This is a genomic window from Ruegeria pomeroyi DSS-3 (assembly GCF_000011965.2).
Classification (GTDB): Bacteria; Pseudomonadota; Alphaproteobacteria; order Rhodobacterales; family Rhodobacteraceae; genus Ruegeria_B; species Ruegeria_B pomeroyi.
Genome location: NC_003911.12, coordinates 2,816,397 through 2,829,654, shown reverse-complemented (window position 1 = coordinate 2,829,654; position 13,258 = coordinate 2,816,397). Strand labels below are relative to the sequence as shown.

The window sequence follows — 13,258 nt, the reverse complement described above, 5'->3', positions numbered from 1 at the left end:
CTGTCCGTTCCTTGCTGCCCCTTGGGGGCGGTGTTATCCGGCTCCGAAGAACTCGCCGACAAAGCCGACCAGATCTGTGGGGCGGGTCATCGTCAGCCCCTCGAGGGTGCCGGTCTTGCCGCCCGCCGGAGCGATGGCTGAGGTGAAACCAAGTTTTTGCGCTTCTTTCAACCTGTTTTCCGTCTGGCTTGCGGGTCTAAGCGCGCCCGAGAGGGAAATTTCGCCAAAAATCACCGTGTCGCCGGGCAGCGCGCGGTCCTCGCGCGCGCTGAGAAGCGCGGCGGCCACGGCCAGATCGGCAGCGGGCTCCGAGATTTTCAGCCCGCCCGCCACGTTCAGATAGACGTCGAGCCCGGCAAAGGGGATGCCGCAACGCGCCTCGAGCACCGCGAGGATCATCGCGAGGCGCCCGCCATCCCAGCCCACCACCGTGCGGCGCGGCTGGCTGTGGGGCGAGGGGGCGACAAGGGCCTGCAACTCGACCAGAACGGGGCGGGTACCCTCGATCCCGGCAAAGACCACCGAGCCGGGGCTGGGCGCGCCGCGCTCGCTGAGGAACAGCGCCGAGGGGTTGGTGACCTCGGCCAGCCCGGCGCCGGTCATCTCGAACACGCCGATCTCATCCGCCGCGCCGAAACGGTTCTTGACGCTGCGCAGGATGCGGAACTGGTGGCCGCGCTCGCCTTCGAAGTACAGCACGGTGTCAACCATGTGCTCGACCACGCGGGGGCCGGCGATCTGACCGTCCTTGGTGACATGGCCGACCATGATGACCGAAATGCCGGTGCGCTTGGCGAATGTGGTCAACTCATGCGCCGAGGCGCGCACCTGGGAGACACTGCCCGGGGCGCTGTCGACATTGTCGGCCCACATGGTCTGGATCGAATCGATGATGACAAGACCCGGTTTCTCGGCCTCGAGCGTGGTGAGGATGTCGCGCAGGTTGGTCTCGGCGGCCAGTTGCACCGGCGCATCCGCCAGCCCCAGTCGGCGCGCGCGCATGCGCACCTGGGCGCTGGCCTCTTCGCCCGAGACATAGAGGGTTTTCAATCCCTTGCGGGCAAAGGCGGCAACCGCCTGCAACAGCAGGGTGGATTTGCCGATACCCGGATCGCCGCCCACCAGGATCGCCGAGGCGGGCACCAGACCACCGCCCAATACCCGGTCCAGCTCCCCGATCCCCGACATCGCGCGCGGCGGCGGGGCTTCTTCGGAGGCGAGATCGGTGAGGGTGACGGCCCGGCCCCTCTTGGCGCCGAGCGATTTCTTGGCCGGACCGGCCGACAGGCCCGCATCCTGGCTGATGGTGTTCCAGTCGCCGCAGCCTTCGCAGCGGCCCGACCATTTGGTGAAGGACGCCCCGCAGGCGGAGCAGGAGAAAGAGGGTTTTGCCATATACGCTTAGTGCCCTGTCTGTCGCGCCATCTCAAGAGCGCAAGCGCTCCCGCCCCCCTCGGACGCCCCTGGCGGGACGCCTGCGGGCGTTGGGCCGGGCGCCGCTGTCGCGGCGGTGTCTTGCGAGGCTCTGCCTCGCGCTCCGGAGTATTTCGGACCAGAAAGAAGGCGATTTTGGTCGTTCTTCTGATCGGATGCGGGGGGCGGGGCCTTAGCGGGTTGCCTTGCGGATTTGGCGTTCGGTGAGGAGGCCCAGCGCGATGGAGGCGAGGATGCAGGCGGTGAAGAGATAGAGGCCCCAGGCGGCTTCGATAGTGGCGTAAGAGATGCCCTTGGCCAGGGTGATGTAGAGCGCGATGAGGAAGATATCGGCCATGGCGAGCTTGCCCAGGATATGCAGGGCCGGTTGGGCACGGGGGTCGAGCAGGTTCCACTGGATCAGGGCGGTACCGATGGTCTTGAGATAGGGGGCGAAGAGCGCGAATGCGGTGACGATCAGCGCCAGCGCCACATCCGAAGCCCAGAGGCTTTGCAGCCCGGTGATCACGCTGATCTCGGAGAGGCCGAAGATCGGCAGCAGGCCCGCCCGCATCAACGGTGCGAACCAGGCGACGGGGTAGAGGATCAGCAGTGAGAGGGTGGCGAGGCGGAGGGGCAACGGCGATTTGAGGCGGTGGCCCGGAAAATTCGTAGAATTTTCTGCCGGGCCGGTCACCGCACCGCCTCGATCGGACCTTCGGCACGGCCGTGGATAAACTGATCCAGATAGGGATCGCCGCTGTCGTCCATCTGCGCCACCGGGCCGGTCCATTGGATCACCCCGCCATGCAGCATGGCCACATTGTCGGCAATGGCACGCACGCTGGTCATGTCATGGGTGATGGTCATTGCGGTGGCGCCCATTTCGGTCACGATCTCGCGGATCAACTCGTTGATCACACCCGCCATGATCGGGTCGAGGCCCGTCGTCGGTTCGTCAAAGAAGATGATCTCGGGCTCGGCGGCGATGGCGCGGGCGAGGCCCACACGTTTCTGCATGCCGCCCGACAGCTCGGCGGGCAGCCGGTCGGCCACATCCGGTTTCAGGCCGACGCGGCGCAATTTCTCGATCGCGATCTCGCGCGCCTCGTCGGTCGGGCGTTTCAGCGAGCCGCGCAGCAGGCGAAAGGCCACGTTCTGCCAGACAGGCAGCGAATCAAACAGGGCGCCGCCCTGGAACAGCATCCCGAAGCGGGCCAGAAAGGCATCGCGGTCGCCGGTATCGGCGGCATCCTTGCCATCGACATAGATCTTGCCGCTGTCGGGCCTGATCAGCCCCAGCACGCATTTCAGGGCCACCGACTTGCCGGTGCCCGACCCGCCGATGATCACCATCGAGGTGCCGCGCGGCACCTCGAGGTTCATCCCCTGCAGCACACGGTTGGGGCCAAAGGCCTTGTGGACATTCTCCATCCGGATCATATCGAGAAGAACACCCCCGTGAGTACAAAGTTGGCGGCCAGGATCAGCACGGCGGCCGCCTCGACCGAGCCCTTGGTGGCGCGGCCCACGCCCTGGGCGCCGCGGCCCGAGTTCATGCCGTAGTAGCATCCCATCAGTGCGGCGATGACGCCAAAGACCGCGCCCTTGACCAGCGACGAGACCACGTCGCGCGTTTCCAGGAAATCGACGGTGTTTTGCAGATAGGCGGCGGCGTTGAAGCCGAGGTTCTGCACCGCCACCGTATAGCCGCCCATGATGCCGATGATATCGCCGATGCCGACCAGCAGCGGCACCGTGATCAGCGCCGCCAGCACCCGGGGCGCGGTCAGGTATTTCATCGGATGGGTCGACAGTGTCACCAGCGCGTCGATCTGCTCGGTCACCTTCATCGTGGCAATCTCGGCCGCGATGGAGGAGGTGACACGCGCCGCGATCATCAGCCCCACCAGCACCGGGCCCAGTTCGCGCACCATGCCGATGGCGACGATCTGGGGCACCACCGCCTCGGCGTTGAACCGGGCGCCGCCTGCATAGATCTGCAGCGCCAGCGCGCCGCCGGTAAAGATGGCGGTCAGCCCGACAACGGGCAGCGACAGCCAGCCGATGTTCAGCAGCGCGATCGCCAGTTCGCGCGGGTAATAGGGCGGGCGCAGGATATGGCTGACCGCGTCCAGCGCAAACAGGGTTACCCGGCCAAAGCTGGCCAGAACCGACAGGGCCAACCGGCCCAGCCGCGCCAAAAGGGCAAGCGGGCTCATTCCGCGAGGCTCTGCGGCAACAGGTCGGGGCGGCGACGCAGCTTGTCGCGGATCGATTCGACGGCGCGGTCGGCGCTGGCCGAGCAGCTGACATAGCTGCGGCGATAGCGGCGCCCCATCGAGGTGAGGATTTCATAGCCGATTGTGCCGGCGGCCTCGGCCAGGTCATCGACCGTCTGCAGGCGGTTCAGCAGCTGCAGGCTGGCGGGTTCATGATCCAGACCGCTGACATCGACCGTGATCAGATCCATCGAGATGCGGCCCACCACCGGGCAGGCTGTCTTGCCGGCGAACAGCGTGATCCCGCGGCCCATTGCGCGATGCAGCCCGTCGGCATAGCCCGCCGCCACCGTGGCGATGCGGCAGGCGCGCGGGGCGGTCCAGCTGTTGCCATAGCCCACCGTCTCGCCCTCGGCCAGGTCGCGCACCTGGATCACCGGCAGATCGAGGGTGACGACCGCCTTGGCCTCGTCGAACGGTTCACCGCCATAAAGCCCGACACCCGGGCGGCAGAGGTCAAAGTGATAGTCGGGCCCAAGCAGGATGCCTCCGGTGGCGGCCAGCGAACGTGGCGCTTTGATGCCGTCCGTCATCTCCTTGAAAAGGCGCAGTTGTTTGCGGTTCATGTCATGACCTGGCTCATCGGCGCAGGCCAGGTGCGACATCACCAGGGCCGGGTTCTGGCGCAGCGCGATCTCGCGCAGCTGCGCCCAGTCCTCGGGTTCGAGCCCCAGCCGGTTCATGCCGGTATCGAGCTGAACGCCAAAGCGGTGGCCGGGCAGCTGTTCCACATGGCGCAGCATCTGGTCGACCGAGTTGATCATCGGGGTCAGCCGGTTGGCGCGCAGGATACCGGCGTCGCCCTCCATATGACCCGAGAAGACACCGATCATCGGGTCCGGCCCCACCGCCTTGCGCACGGCGGCGCCTTCCTCGGCGGCGGCGACAAAGAATGTGCGCGCCCCGGCCCGGGCCAGCCGGGCGGCGACGCGGGCGGCGCCCAGCCCATAGCCATCGGCCTTGACCACGGCGGCGGTCTCGGCGGTGGTGCGGGCATTCAGCGCCTGCCAGTTGTCGGCAAGCGCGTCGAGGTCGATGGTCAGATGTGCGGTACTCATGCCCCTGTTCATGCCATGGGGGGCGCGGGGGTCAAGGGGAATTGGCAGCTGCGCACGCGGGTTTGTGGGCGTCATAGGCGGCTTCAAGCTCGGATCTGAGGAAATCGCCAAAAACCAGAGGTGGATATTTTGGCGCACCGGTTCCCGGAAGTGGTTCAATCACCGTGCTCACATGCGGATCGTAGAAGAACGGGCAACTGAACCGCTCGCGGCCCGAGGTGTTGATCACCCGGTGCGGGGTCGATCTGAGCCGGCCGTTCGACATCCGGTGCAGCATGTCGCCCACATTGACCACCAGCGCGCCGGGGCGGTGGGGCACATCGACCCAATGGCCCGCCGGGGTGCGCACCTGAAGCCCGCCGACACCGTCCTGCGCCAGAAGGGTCAGACAGCCGAAATCGGTATGCGGAGCCGAGCCGTAGAGGTCGTCGGGGCTGGCCGGGGGCTGGGGCGGATAATGCAGCAGGCGCAGCCACAGGGTGGGGCGGTCAAAGGCCGACAGGATGGACGGGTCGCTGACACCGGCGGCGTCCAGAGCGATGGCCATCAACCTGCGGCCCAACGCGCTCATCGCGGCGCTATAGCGTTCCAGCGTGTCGCGGAACCCCTCCAGATCGGGCCAGCGGTTCGGGCCTGACAGATATTCGTCCGGGTCTGCCACCGCATCCTCGCGCATCATCATGAAACTGGCCGACTGGTTCGGCTTGGTCACGGTGGCGAGGGTCGAGTTCACGTCGGTCGAGCTGTTGATCGGGATATAGCCGCGATGGCTGCGGTCGACCGCGATGGCCATCTTGGTCGCCAGCGGCAGCGCGTGAAACCGGCGCGACGCCTCGAACAGCGCCTCGGTCAGGGTGGTGTCGATGCCATGATCGGTGACATAGCCGAAACCGGTGCTGCCATAGGCGGCGCGGAACTCGGCCGCGATCTCGGCGTCCGGGCGCGTACCCAGCGCAATCGTGGGGATATGGGTAAATTCGCTCATGTTCGTCTCGCGTTGCGGTTAGGGGGAAAGGGCATCAATGACCCTCTGCTATCCGGCAAAGCGTTTGCGGCGATGGCCGAAATGCCGGGCGAGGATCACCCGGCGGGGCACTGGGAAGAAACAGGCGCTCATTGGGTAACAGTGGCGCCGGGCGCGGGCCGGGTCAAGCCTGCCGCTCTCTCTGATCAAAGGCTCGAAGCGTAGGACCAGAACCGTTCAACCTCGCGCCGGCTGCGTTCCATCGACCGGTACAGGCGAATCGAGATCGGGTTCTCGGCCGCTTCGGTGCTGACCCGGATCAGGCGGCCCTCGCTCAGCTCGCGTTCGACAGCGGCCATTGGCAGCCAGGCGATGCCCAGCCCCTCGACACAGGCGGATTTGAGCGCCTCGCCGACCGAGTTCTCGTAGAGAAAGTCACAGCGTGCGCGCAGTCCGGCCCGGTCGATGATCTGGTTGGTCATCTTTCCCAGGAAACTGTCGCGGGTGTAACAGAGCAGCGGGATCGTGTCGGTCCCGTCCAGGGTGAACCGGGGCTGGCCGTCCAGACCCGGGCAACTGACCGCGATCATCCGATCCTCGGCGATCCTGATTGAGGGATAGCGCGCGTCATCGGCGATCATCGGCACGGTATGGTGATGATAACACAGCATGAAATCGCTCGACCCCGACAGGATCGCCTCGACGCAGCCCGAGAAGTTCTCGGCCACCACGCGGGTCCGGATCGGGCCGATCGCGCCGCTTATCCGGTTCAGCCAGCGCGGGAAATAGGAAATTGCCAGCGTATGAAGCGCGGCGAAATCCAGCACCGCATCCTCGCGCCGCGCCAACCCCCGGGCCTCGGCCCGGGCGGTGTTGAGCGTGTTGATCATGTCGAGCGCCACAGGGCGAAAGGATTCGCCCGCCTGGGTCAGGGTGACCGGGTGCACGCTGCGGTCGAACAGCGGTGTGCCGACCCAGTATTCCAGGTTCTTGATCCGCCGTGTGAACGCCGATTGGCTGATGTTTCTCGCGTCAGCCGCCTTTGCAAAAACGCCCGCTGAGGAGAGGGCAACAAAATCTTCCAGCCAATCGAGTTCCATCATCTCCGCCCCTCTGTTGTGCCAAGTGTACCCCAGCGTATGCCGGAAGGCTGTTGCAAATATTGCAACGGTCTTGCGCCGTTTGTCGTGGCGTTGCCCGCGCTGCATATCCGATGGTCTGCCCCGGATCACGGCACCCGCAAGCCGTGACCGACGCGGCGCCCGCAGCGCCGTCCAACACGGAGGAAAACATGAATAATTTTGTCGGCGGCACGACCATTGCCGCGATGTTGATGAGCACCGGCGCCGCAATGGCTGAGCAGTGCACCAACGAGACCTGGAACAAGATCGCCCAGCGCGGCACCATCGTCGTGGGGGTCAAGGCCGACACCCGCCCCTGGGGGTATCGCGACCAGACTGGCGGCATCATCGGCATGGAGGCCGACATGGCCCGGCAAGTGGCCGACACGCTGGGGGTCGCGCTGGAACTGGTCGCGGTCGAATCCTCGAACCGGATGCAGTTTCTGGAAGGCGGGCGGATCGACCTGATGATCGCCACCATGTCCGACCGCAAGGACCGGCGCGAGATCGTCGGTATCGTCGGTCCGAACTACTATTCCTCGGGCACCAATGTAATGACCCCAAAGGCGCTGGGCGTCACCGCATGGTCCGACCTGAAGAACCGCCCGGTCTGCGGCAAGCAGGGGGCATTCTACAACCAGATCGTCGAACAGCGCTATGGCGCCCAGATCATAGCGTTTGGCAGCAATGCCGAGGCGTTGCAGGCGCTGCGCGACAAGAAATGCATCGCCTGGGTCTATGACGACAGCTCGATCGCGGCGGATCTGGCCTCGGGTCACTATGACGAATTCGAGATGCCGCTGGTCTCGGAGGATAACAATCCCTGGGGGCTGGCCGTGCCGATCGCCGAGCGTGACTGTGTCTTTGGCCGTTTCATGTCGGGCATGCAGTACTCCTGGCATCAGTCGGGCGAGCTGGTCGCGCTGGAACAGAAATGGGGCATCCAGGCAACCGCCTATCTGGCCGAGCAGCATGCGCGCTTTGCCGATTGGCTGGCTGACTAAGCCGGCCGCCCAGCTCCGTGCCGCATCTCTCCCGACGGCGCGGGGCGCCAATTTCAGGACCGCTCATGCTTGATGCTTTCTCAGAGTTCTTCCGCCAGTTGGCCGAAGATTACCCCAGGTGGAATTTCGTCTTCTTCTATCAGCCCGTACAGGCCGGCAAGATCTGGACAGGCCTGCAATACACGGTGATCCTGTCGCTGGCCTGCCTTGTCTTCAGCGTCATCATCGGGGTTGTCGGCGCCTGGCTGCAGGGGTCGAAACGGCGGCTGCTGCGCAATCTGGTGCAGGGATACATCCAGCTGTTCCGCAACACGCCGCCCTTTGTGCAACTGCTGTTCTTCTATTTCGCTCTGGGCCAGCTGACCCCGACCTATTCGCCCGATGGCTGGCTGGAGGTGCCCATCATCTCGAACGTCGGCTGGGCGATCATTTCGCTGTCCTTCTTTGCCGGGGCCTTCAATGTCGAGATCTTTCGATCAGGTATCGAGGCGGTACCGGATGCGACCATCGAGGCCAGCGAGGCGCTGGGGATGACGCGCCTGCAGACCTATTCACACGTGATCCTGCCGCTTGCCTTTCGGGTCAGCCTGCCGGCGCTCAACAACAATCTCGTCAACCTGATCAAGACCACCACTCAAGCCTTCGCCATCGCCGTTCCGGAACTGCTCTATCAGGCGGTGACGATCTGGAACGACTACCCTTCGGCCCAGTATCCGGCCATGCTGCTGCTCTTTGTCGTCTATATCGGCCTTGTCGGCATCATGGTTCTGGGCATGAACCGCTGGGAGCGTCACCTGGCGATCCCCGGCTATGGCAACTGAGGACATACCGATGACCACTCACTCTCCCATGGCCGTGCTGAGACCCCTGGATCAGGCCCGCCTGAACCAGGACACGATGACGCCGGTCCGCGTCCTGGCGGCAGTGCCTGTCTGGATCCCCTTTGCGCTCTTCTTTCTCTGCGCGCTCTGGCCATCGCTGGCGCTGGCGCAATCGGGCGAGGCGGTGCGCCCGTTCCATGCCCTGTGGCGCTGGGCCCCGTTTCTGATCACCAAAGGTTTCCTGTTCAACATCCTGATCTCGTTCCTTTGCCTGATCATCGGAACTGGTGTCGGCGTGTTGCTGGGGCTTTGCCAGATCTCGTTGCTGCGCCCGGTGCGCCGGATCAGTTGGTTCATCACCCAGCTGTTTCGCAACTCGCCCTGGCTGGTGATCCTGTTCATCGTGATGCTGGCGCTGCCCTTCGAGGTCACGATCTTTGGCAAGGCCTATTTCGTACCGGCCTGGATCAAGGCGGTGGTGGGGCTGTCGCTGCCGATCATGGCCAATATCTCGGAAATCGTGCGCGGCGCGATCCGGTCTGTGCCCAACACTCAATGGGAGGCGGCCGAGGCGCTGGCCTTTACCCGGCAGCAGACCATGTGGCGGATCATCCTGCCGCAATGTTTCAAGCGGATGATCCCGCCCTGGATGAACTGGTACGCGATCCTGACCATGGCCACCCCGCTGGTGTCGATCCTGGGTGTCGAAGAGGTGATGAACCTGACCCGCCAGGCCATCGTGGCCGAGGAAAACCGACCCGAGCTGCTGATGCCCTTCTATGGCTTCGTGCTGCTGCTGTTCTTTGCCTATTGCTATCCGATCGCGCGGCTGACCCTGCGCCTGGAACGCAAATTCGCCGTCAAACTCTGAGGTGCCTCACATGACCGCAACTGCCACCTGGCCCCCCGAAGACCCGATCGTGTCGATCCGCGGTGTCCGCAAATCCTTTGGTACGCTCGAGGTGCTCAAGGGTGTCGACATGGACATCATGAAGGGTGAGGTGATCTGTATCATCGGCCCGTCGGGGTCGGGCAAATCCACGCTGATCCGCTGTATCAACGCCCTGAACGACATTCAGGAGGGCTCGATCACCGTCGAGGGGCAAGAGGTGCACGATCCCAGGCTCGACAAGCTGGAACTGCGCAAGAAGATCGGCATGGTGTTTCAGCAATACAACCTGTTCCCGCACAAGACCGCGCTGCAGAACATCATGATGGCGCCAGTTCTGGTGATGAAGGAGAACAAGGCCGAGGTCGAAAACCGCGCGCGTGCCCTGCTGAAGAAGGTGCGCCTTGAGGGCAAGGAAGATGCCTATCCGGGCGAATTGTCGGGCGGGCAGCAGCAGCGCGTCGCCATCGCGCGTTCGCTGGCGATGCAGCCCGATGTGATGCTGTTTGACGAGGTCACCGCCGCGCTCGACCCCGAGACGGTCAAGGAGGTGCTGCTCACGATCAAGGAACTGGCCGCCGAGGGCATGACCTGCATCCTGGTGACTCATGAAATGGGGTTTGCGCGCGAAGTGGCCGATTACATCTATTTTACCGATCGGGGCGTGATCGTGGAACATGGCCCGCCGGACAGTTTCTTCGACGATGCCCAGGACGAGCGCACCAAACTGTTTCTCAGCCAGATCTTGTGAGTCGCCTTGAATGGACACCACCGCCAGCCGCACCGAACATGACAGTATCGGCGCCTGCACCATCCCCCAGGGCGCGCCCTGGGGCTCACAAACCCAACGCGCGATCGAGAATTTCCCGATCACCGGAATACCGATCAGCCACTATCCCGAAATCGTGGTGGCGCTGGCGCAGGTCAAAAAGGCCTGCGCCCTGACCAACGCCGAACTGGGCGCGCTGACCCCGGACAAGGCGGCGGTGATCGCATCGGTCTGCGACCGGATCATCGCCGGTCAGCATCACGAGGCGTTTTGCGTCGACGTGATGCAGGGTGGGGCCGGGACCTCGACCAACATGAATGCCAACGAGGTGATCGCCAACCTGGGTCTGATCGTTTTGGGCGGCAGCTACGGCGACTATGGCCACCTGCATCCCAATGACGACGTCAACCGCTCGCAATCGACCAACGATGTCTATCCCACGGCGATCCGTCTTGCGACGCTGTCCAAGGCGCGGGTGCTGAGTGCGGCGCTGCGCGATCTGGTTCAGGCCTTTCACGACAAGGGTGATGAGTTTGCCCATATCAACAAGGTGGGCCGTACCCAGTTGCAGGACGCGGTGCCGATGACCTTGGGGCAGGAATTTCACAGCTTTGCCAATACTCTGGCCGAAGATATCGACCGGATCACCGATCTGGGCCGACTGCTGGCCGAGGTCAATCTGGGCGGCACCGCCATCGGCACCCGGATCAACACGCCCGAGGGATATGGCCCGCTCGTGGTAGAGAAACTGGCCGATATCACGGGGCTGGCGCTGTCTCCGGCCCGCGACCTGATCGAGGCTTCTTCGGATCTTGGCGCCTTCGTGATGTTTTCAGGCGCGCTCAAACGGGTGGCGATCAAACTTTCCAAGATCTGCAACGACCTGCGCCTGCTCAGCTCGGGCCCGCGCGCCGGGCTGGGGGAAATCATCCTGCCCCCCGCACAGGCCGGGTCCTCGATCATGCCGGGCAAGGTCAATCCGGTGATCCCCGAGGTGGTCAACCAGATCTGCTATCAGGCCATCGGCAACGACCTGACCGTGACCATGGCGGCCGAGGCCGGGCAATTGCAGCTGAACGCGATGGAGCCGGTGATCTTTTACAAGGTCATGGAAACCATGACGACGCTGACGGGGGGCATGAACGTGCTCAACAATCGCTGCGTGCGGGGGATCCGGGCGGATGAGAAACGCTGTGCCGAGCTGCTGGGCGGCAGTCTGGTGCTGGCGACGCTGCTGGCGCCGGTCATCGGCTATGATGCGGCGGCCAAAGTGTCCAAACGCGCCCGGGCCGAAGGGATCACCCTGCGCGAGGCTTGTCTGAAACAGGGGCTGGACGCGGCGTTGGTGGATTCTCTGCTATGAGGAACGGCCGCCTGAAACTGGGTATCGTTGGCGGGCTGGGGGCCCGCGGGGGCGCCGATATCCTCAACAAACTGGTGGCGGCGACACCGGTGAAATCCGAGAGCGATCACCGCGAGATTCTGTTCGAGCAAAAGCCGCTGAGCGAACCGATCCCGGTTTCGCGCCCGGACTACCTGCCGACCCACCGGAAATTTTATGTGTTCGACACGCTGACCCGCATGGAGCAGAACGGGTGCGACGCCGCGCTGCTGCCCTGTTTCATCACCCATACCTTTCTTGAGGAACTGGCTGCCGAACTGCCCATCGAGCTGATCTCGATCGGCGATGCGATTGTTGCAGAGCTGGCGCGCCACCATGGCGCGGCGCGCCGCATCGGCGTGCTCACCACGCCCTATGTGCGTCGCAACGGCTTTTTCCAGCGGATGCTGACCGCCGACCAGCAGGTGCTGTATCCCGATGCCGGCACTGAGGCCGCTCTGCTCGAGGCAATCTATGGGCCGGGCGGGTTCAAGGCCGGGCGGCCGCTGCCCGAGGTTCTGCCCGCGATCCGGCGCGCGGTGGCCGCGTTGTTGGCCCAAGGGGCCGAGGTCATCATCCCGGGAATGACCGAACTGCCGGTGATCTTCGGGGCGGGCGATGTCATCGCCGATGCCCCGATCCTTGACGTGAACCAGATTTACGCCCGGTTCGCGCTGGCGCAGACCAGCGGGCGACGTCCTGCGGTGTTCAAAGTGGGGGTGGTGGGCGGCGTGGGGCCGGCGGCGACGGTCGATTTCCTGAAAAAGATCGTCGAGGGCACCGCGGCAGAGCGCGATCAGGACCATATCAAGCTGATTGTCGAGCAGAACCCGCAAATCCCCGACCGGACCGAGAACCTGGTCAAGGGCGGCCCCGACCCGACGCTGGCGCTCTATGCGACCTGCAAGAAGCTGGAACGCGCCGGCGCCCAGGCCATCGCCATCCCCTGCAATACGGCGCATGCCTTTGTCGACCGCATCCAGAAGAACCTCGACATTCCAATCATCAGTATCCTGACCGAAACGGCGCGTTTCATCGGTGCACTGCACCCCGAGATAGGCAAGGTTGCGGTGCTGGCGACCAGCGGCACGATCCAGAGCGGCCTTTATCAATCCGCCTTGCGCGATCAGGGGCTGGACCCGGTCCTGCCCGACGCCGGGATGCAAGAGATGGTGATGGAGGTGATCTATGGTCCCTCCGGGGTCAAGGCGGGCTTTACCACGGGGCGCTGCGCCGCTCAGCTGGCGCAGGTCATCGCAGCGATGACCGGGCAGGGCGCGCAGGCCGCGATTCTGGGATGTACCGAACTGCCGCTTGTGCACCTGCCCGCGCCTGCCGCGATCCGCCTGATCGATCCGACCGAGGTGCTGGCCCGGGCCTGTGTTCAGGCGGCGATCTCTGCCCGCGCGCGCGATTTTGCAGGCGGCATGGGCTGAACGGGGATGAGCCTGTAGCTGACGTGACGACCGAGCAAGACCCCGCTGCGGCAGAGGTACCACCGCCCCCCGTGGCACTGGCGGTGCGCCATGTGCCATCGGGGAAGGGGAGCGGGACGT

13 protein-coding genes are annotated in these 13,258 nt (G+C 64.5%); 6 read left to right on the top strand and 7 right to left on the bottom strand.

Annotation, left to right across the window (positions count from 1 at the left end):
- Window positions 1–33: 33 nt before the first annotated feature.
- The 7 genes from radA to SPO_RS13535 all read right to left on the bottom strand — a co-directional run bounded on the left by radA (window position 34) and on the right by SPO_RS13535 (window position 6,820).
- Window positions 34–1,395: a DNA repair protein RadA gene (gene radA, locus SPO_RS13565; RefSeq protein ID WP_011048376.1), complete on the bottom strand. Its 1,362-nt coding sequence runs from the start codon at window positions 1,393–1,395 to the stop codon at window positions 34–36.
- Between the two features lie 211 nt (window positions 1,396–1,606).
- Window positions 1,607–2,053: a paraquat-inducible protein A gene (locus SPO_RS13560; RefSeq protein WP_044028509.1), complete on the bottom strand. Its 447-nt coding sequence runs from the start codon at window positions 2,051–2,053 to the stop codon at window positions 1,607–1,609.
- 53 nt (window positions 2,054–2,106) lie between these two features.
- Window positions 2,107–2,856 carry an ABC transporter ATP-binding protein gene (locus SPO_RS13555; protein WP_011048374.1) on the bottom strand — a complete coding sequence of 250 codons (750 nt, stop codon included), beginning with the start codon at window positions 2,854–2,856 and terminating at the stop codon, window positions 2,107–2,109.
- The gene (locus SPO_RS13550; protein ID WP_011048373.1) at window positions 2,853–3,635 is read right to left on the bottom strand and encodes an MlaE family ABC transporter permease; all 783 of its coding nucleotides are present in this window, start codon (window positions 3,633–3,635) and stop codon (window positions 2,853–2,855) included. Before SPO_RS13550 ends, SPO_RS13555 begins: the two co-directional genes overlap by 4 nt.
- Complete coding sequence (gene alr, locus SPO_RS13545; RefSeq protein ID WP_084790996.1) at window positions 3,632–4,753, bottom strand: alanine racemase; 1,122 nt, start codon at window positions 4,751–4,753, stop codon at window positions 3,632–3,634. The genes SPO_RS13550 and alr overlap by 4 nt, the downstream gene beginning before the upstream one ends.
- A gap of 31 nt (window positions 4,754–4,784) precedes the next feature.
- Window positions 4,785–5,738, bottom strand: a complete 954-nt coding sequence (locus tag SPO_RS13540; RefSeq protein WP_011048371.1) for an isopenicillin N synthase family dioxygenase — start codon at window positions 5,736–5,738, stop codon at window positions 4,785–4,787.
- A 185-nt stretch (window positions 5,739–5,923) separates the two neighbouring features.
- Complete coding sequence (locus SPO_RS13535) at window positions 5,924–6,820, bottom strand: LysR substrate-binding domain-containing protein (protein WP_158454178.1); 897 nt, start codon at window positions 6,818–6,820, stop codon at window positions 5,924–5,926.
- Between the two features lie 188 nt (window positions 6,821–7,008).
- Here SPO_RS13535 and SPO_RS13530 point away from each other — a divergent pair, with 188 nt between their 5' ends.
- The 6 genes from SPO_RS13530 (at window position 7,009) to SPO_RS13505 (ending at window position 13,138) form a co-directional block, all read left to right on the top strand.
- Window positions 7,009–7,842, top strand: coding sequence for a transporter substrate-binding domain-containing protein (locus tag SPO_RS13530; RefSeq protein ID WP_011048369.1), 834 nt, complete (start codon window positions 7,009–7,011; stop codon window positions 7,840–7,842).
- Window positions 7,843–7,907: 65 nt separating this feature from the next.
- Entirely contained in the window at window positions 7,908–8,663 is a 756-nt protein-coding gene (locus tag SPO_RS13525) for an amino acid ABC transporter permease (RefSeq protein ID WP_044028507.1), read from the top strand.
- A 10-nt stretch (window positions 8,664–8,673) separates the two neighbouring features.
- The gene (locus tag SPO_RS13520) at window positions 8,674–9,534 is read left to right on the top strand and encodes an amino acid ABC transporter permease (RefSeq protein WP_144084009.1); all 861 of its coding nucleotides are present in this window, start codon (window positions 8,674–8,676) and stop codon (window positions 9,532–9,534) included.
- A gap of 10 nt (window positions 9,535–9,544) precedes the next feature.
- The gene (locus SPO_RS13515; RefSeq protein WP_044028503.1) at window positions 9,545–10,303 is read left to right on the top strand and encodes an amino acid ABC transporter ATP-binding protein; all 759 of its coding nucleotides are present in this window, start codon (window positions 9,545–9,547) and stop codon (window positions 10,301–10,303) included.
- Window positions 10,304–10,313: 10 nt separating this feature from the next.
- Window positions 10,314–11,684, top strand: coding sequence for an aspartate ammonia-lyase (locus SPO_RS13510; protein ID WP_011048365.1), 1,371 nt, complete (start codon window positions 10,314–10,316; stop codon window positions 11,682–11,684).
- Complete coding sequence (locus SPO_RS13505; protein ID WP_011048364.1) at window positions 11,681–13,138, top strand: aspartate/glutamate racemase family protein; 1,458 nt, start codon at window positions 11,681–11,683, stop codon at window positions 13,136–13,138. Before SPO_RS13510 ends, SPO_RS13505 begins: the two co-directional genes overlap by 4 nt.
- Window positions 13,139–13,258: the final 120 nt, after the last annotated feature.

Bases quoted from the DNA above. Each gene is read 5' to 3' on its own strand.
- radA (WP_011048376.1), bottom strand. From the start codon at position 1,395: ATGGCAAAACCCTCTTTCTCCTGCTCCGCCTGCGGGGCGTCCTTCACC.
- SPO_RS13555 (WP_011048374.1), bottom strand. From the start codon at position 2,856: ATGATCCGGATGGAGAATGTCCACAAGGCCTTTGGCCCCAACCGTGTG.
- SPO_RS13550 (WP_011048373.1), bottom strand. From the start codon at position 3,635: ATGAGCCCGCTTGCCCTTTTGGCGCGGCTGGGCCGGTTGGCCCTGTCG.
- alr (WP_084790996.1), bottom strand. From the start codon at position 4,753: ATGAGTACCGCACATCTGACCATCGACCTCGACGCGCTTGCCGACAAC.
- SPO_RS13540 (WP_011048371.1), bottom strand. From the start codon at position 5,738: ATGAGCGAATTTACCCATATCCCCACGATTGCGCTGGGTACGCGCCCG.
- SPO_RS13535 (WP_158454178.1), bottom strand. From the start codon at position 6,820: ATGATGGAACTCGATTGGCTGGAAGATTTTGTTGCCCTCTCCTCAGCG.
- SPO_RS13530 (WP_011048369.1), top strand. From the start codon at position 7,009: ATGAATAATTTTGTCGGCGGCACGACCATTGCCGCGATGTTGATGAGC.
- SPO_RS13525 (WP_044028507.1), top strand. From the start codon at position 7,908: ATGCTTGATGCTTTCTCAGAGTTCTTCCGCCAGTTGGCCGAAGATTAC.
- SPO_RS13520 (WP_144084009.1), top strand. From the start codon at position 8,674: ATGACCACTCACTCTCCCATGGCCGTGCTGAGACCCCTGGATCAGGCC.
- SPO_RS13515 (WP_044028503.1), top strand. From the start codon at position 9,545: ATGACCGCAACTGCCACCTGGCCCCCCGAAGACCCGATCGTGTCGATC.
- SPO_RS13510 (WP_011048365.1), top strand. From the start codon at position 10,314: ATGGACACCACCGCCAGCCGCACCGAACATGACAGTATCGGCGCCTGC.
- SPO_RS13505 (WP_011048364.1), top strand. From the start codon at position 11,681: ATGAGGAACGGCCGCCTGAAACTGGGTATCGTTGGCGGGCTGGGGGCC.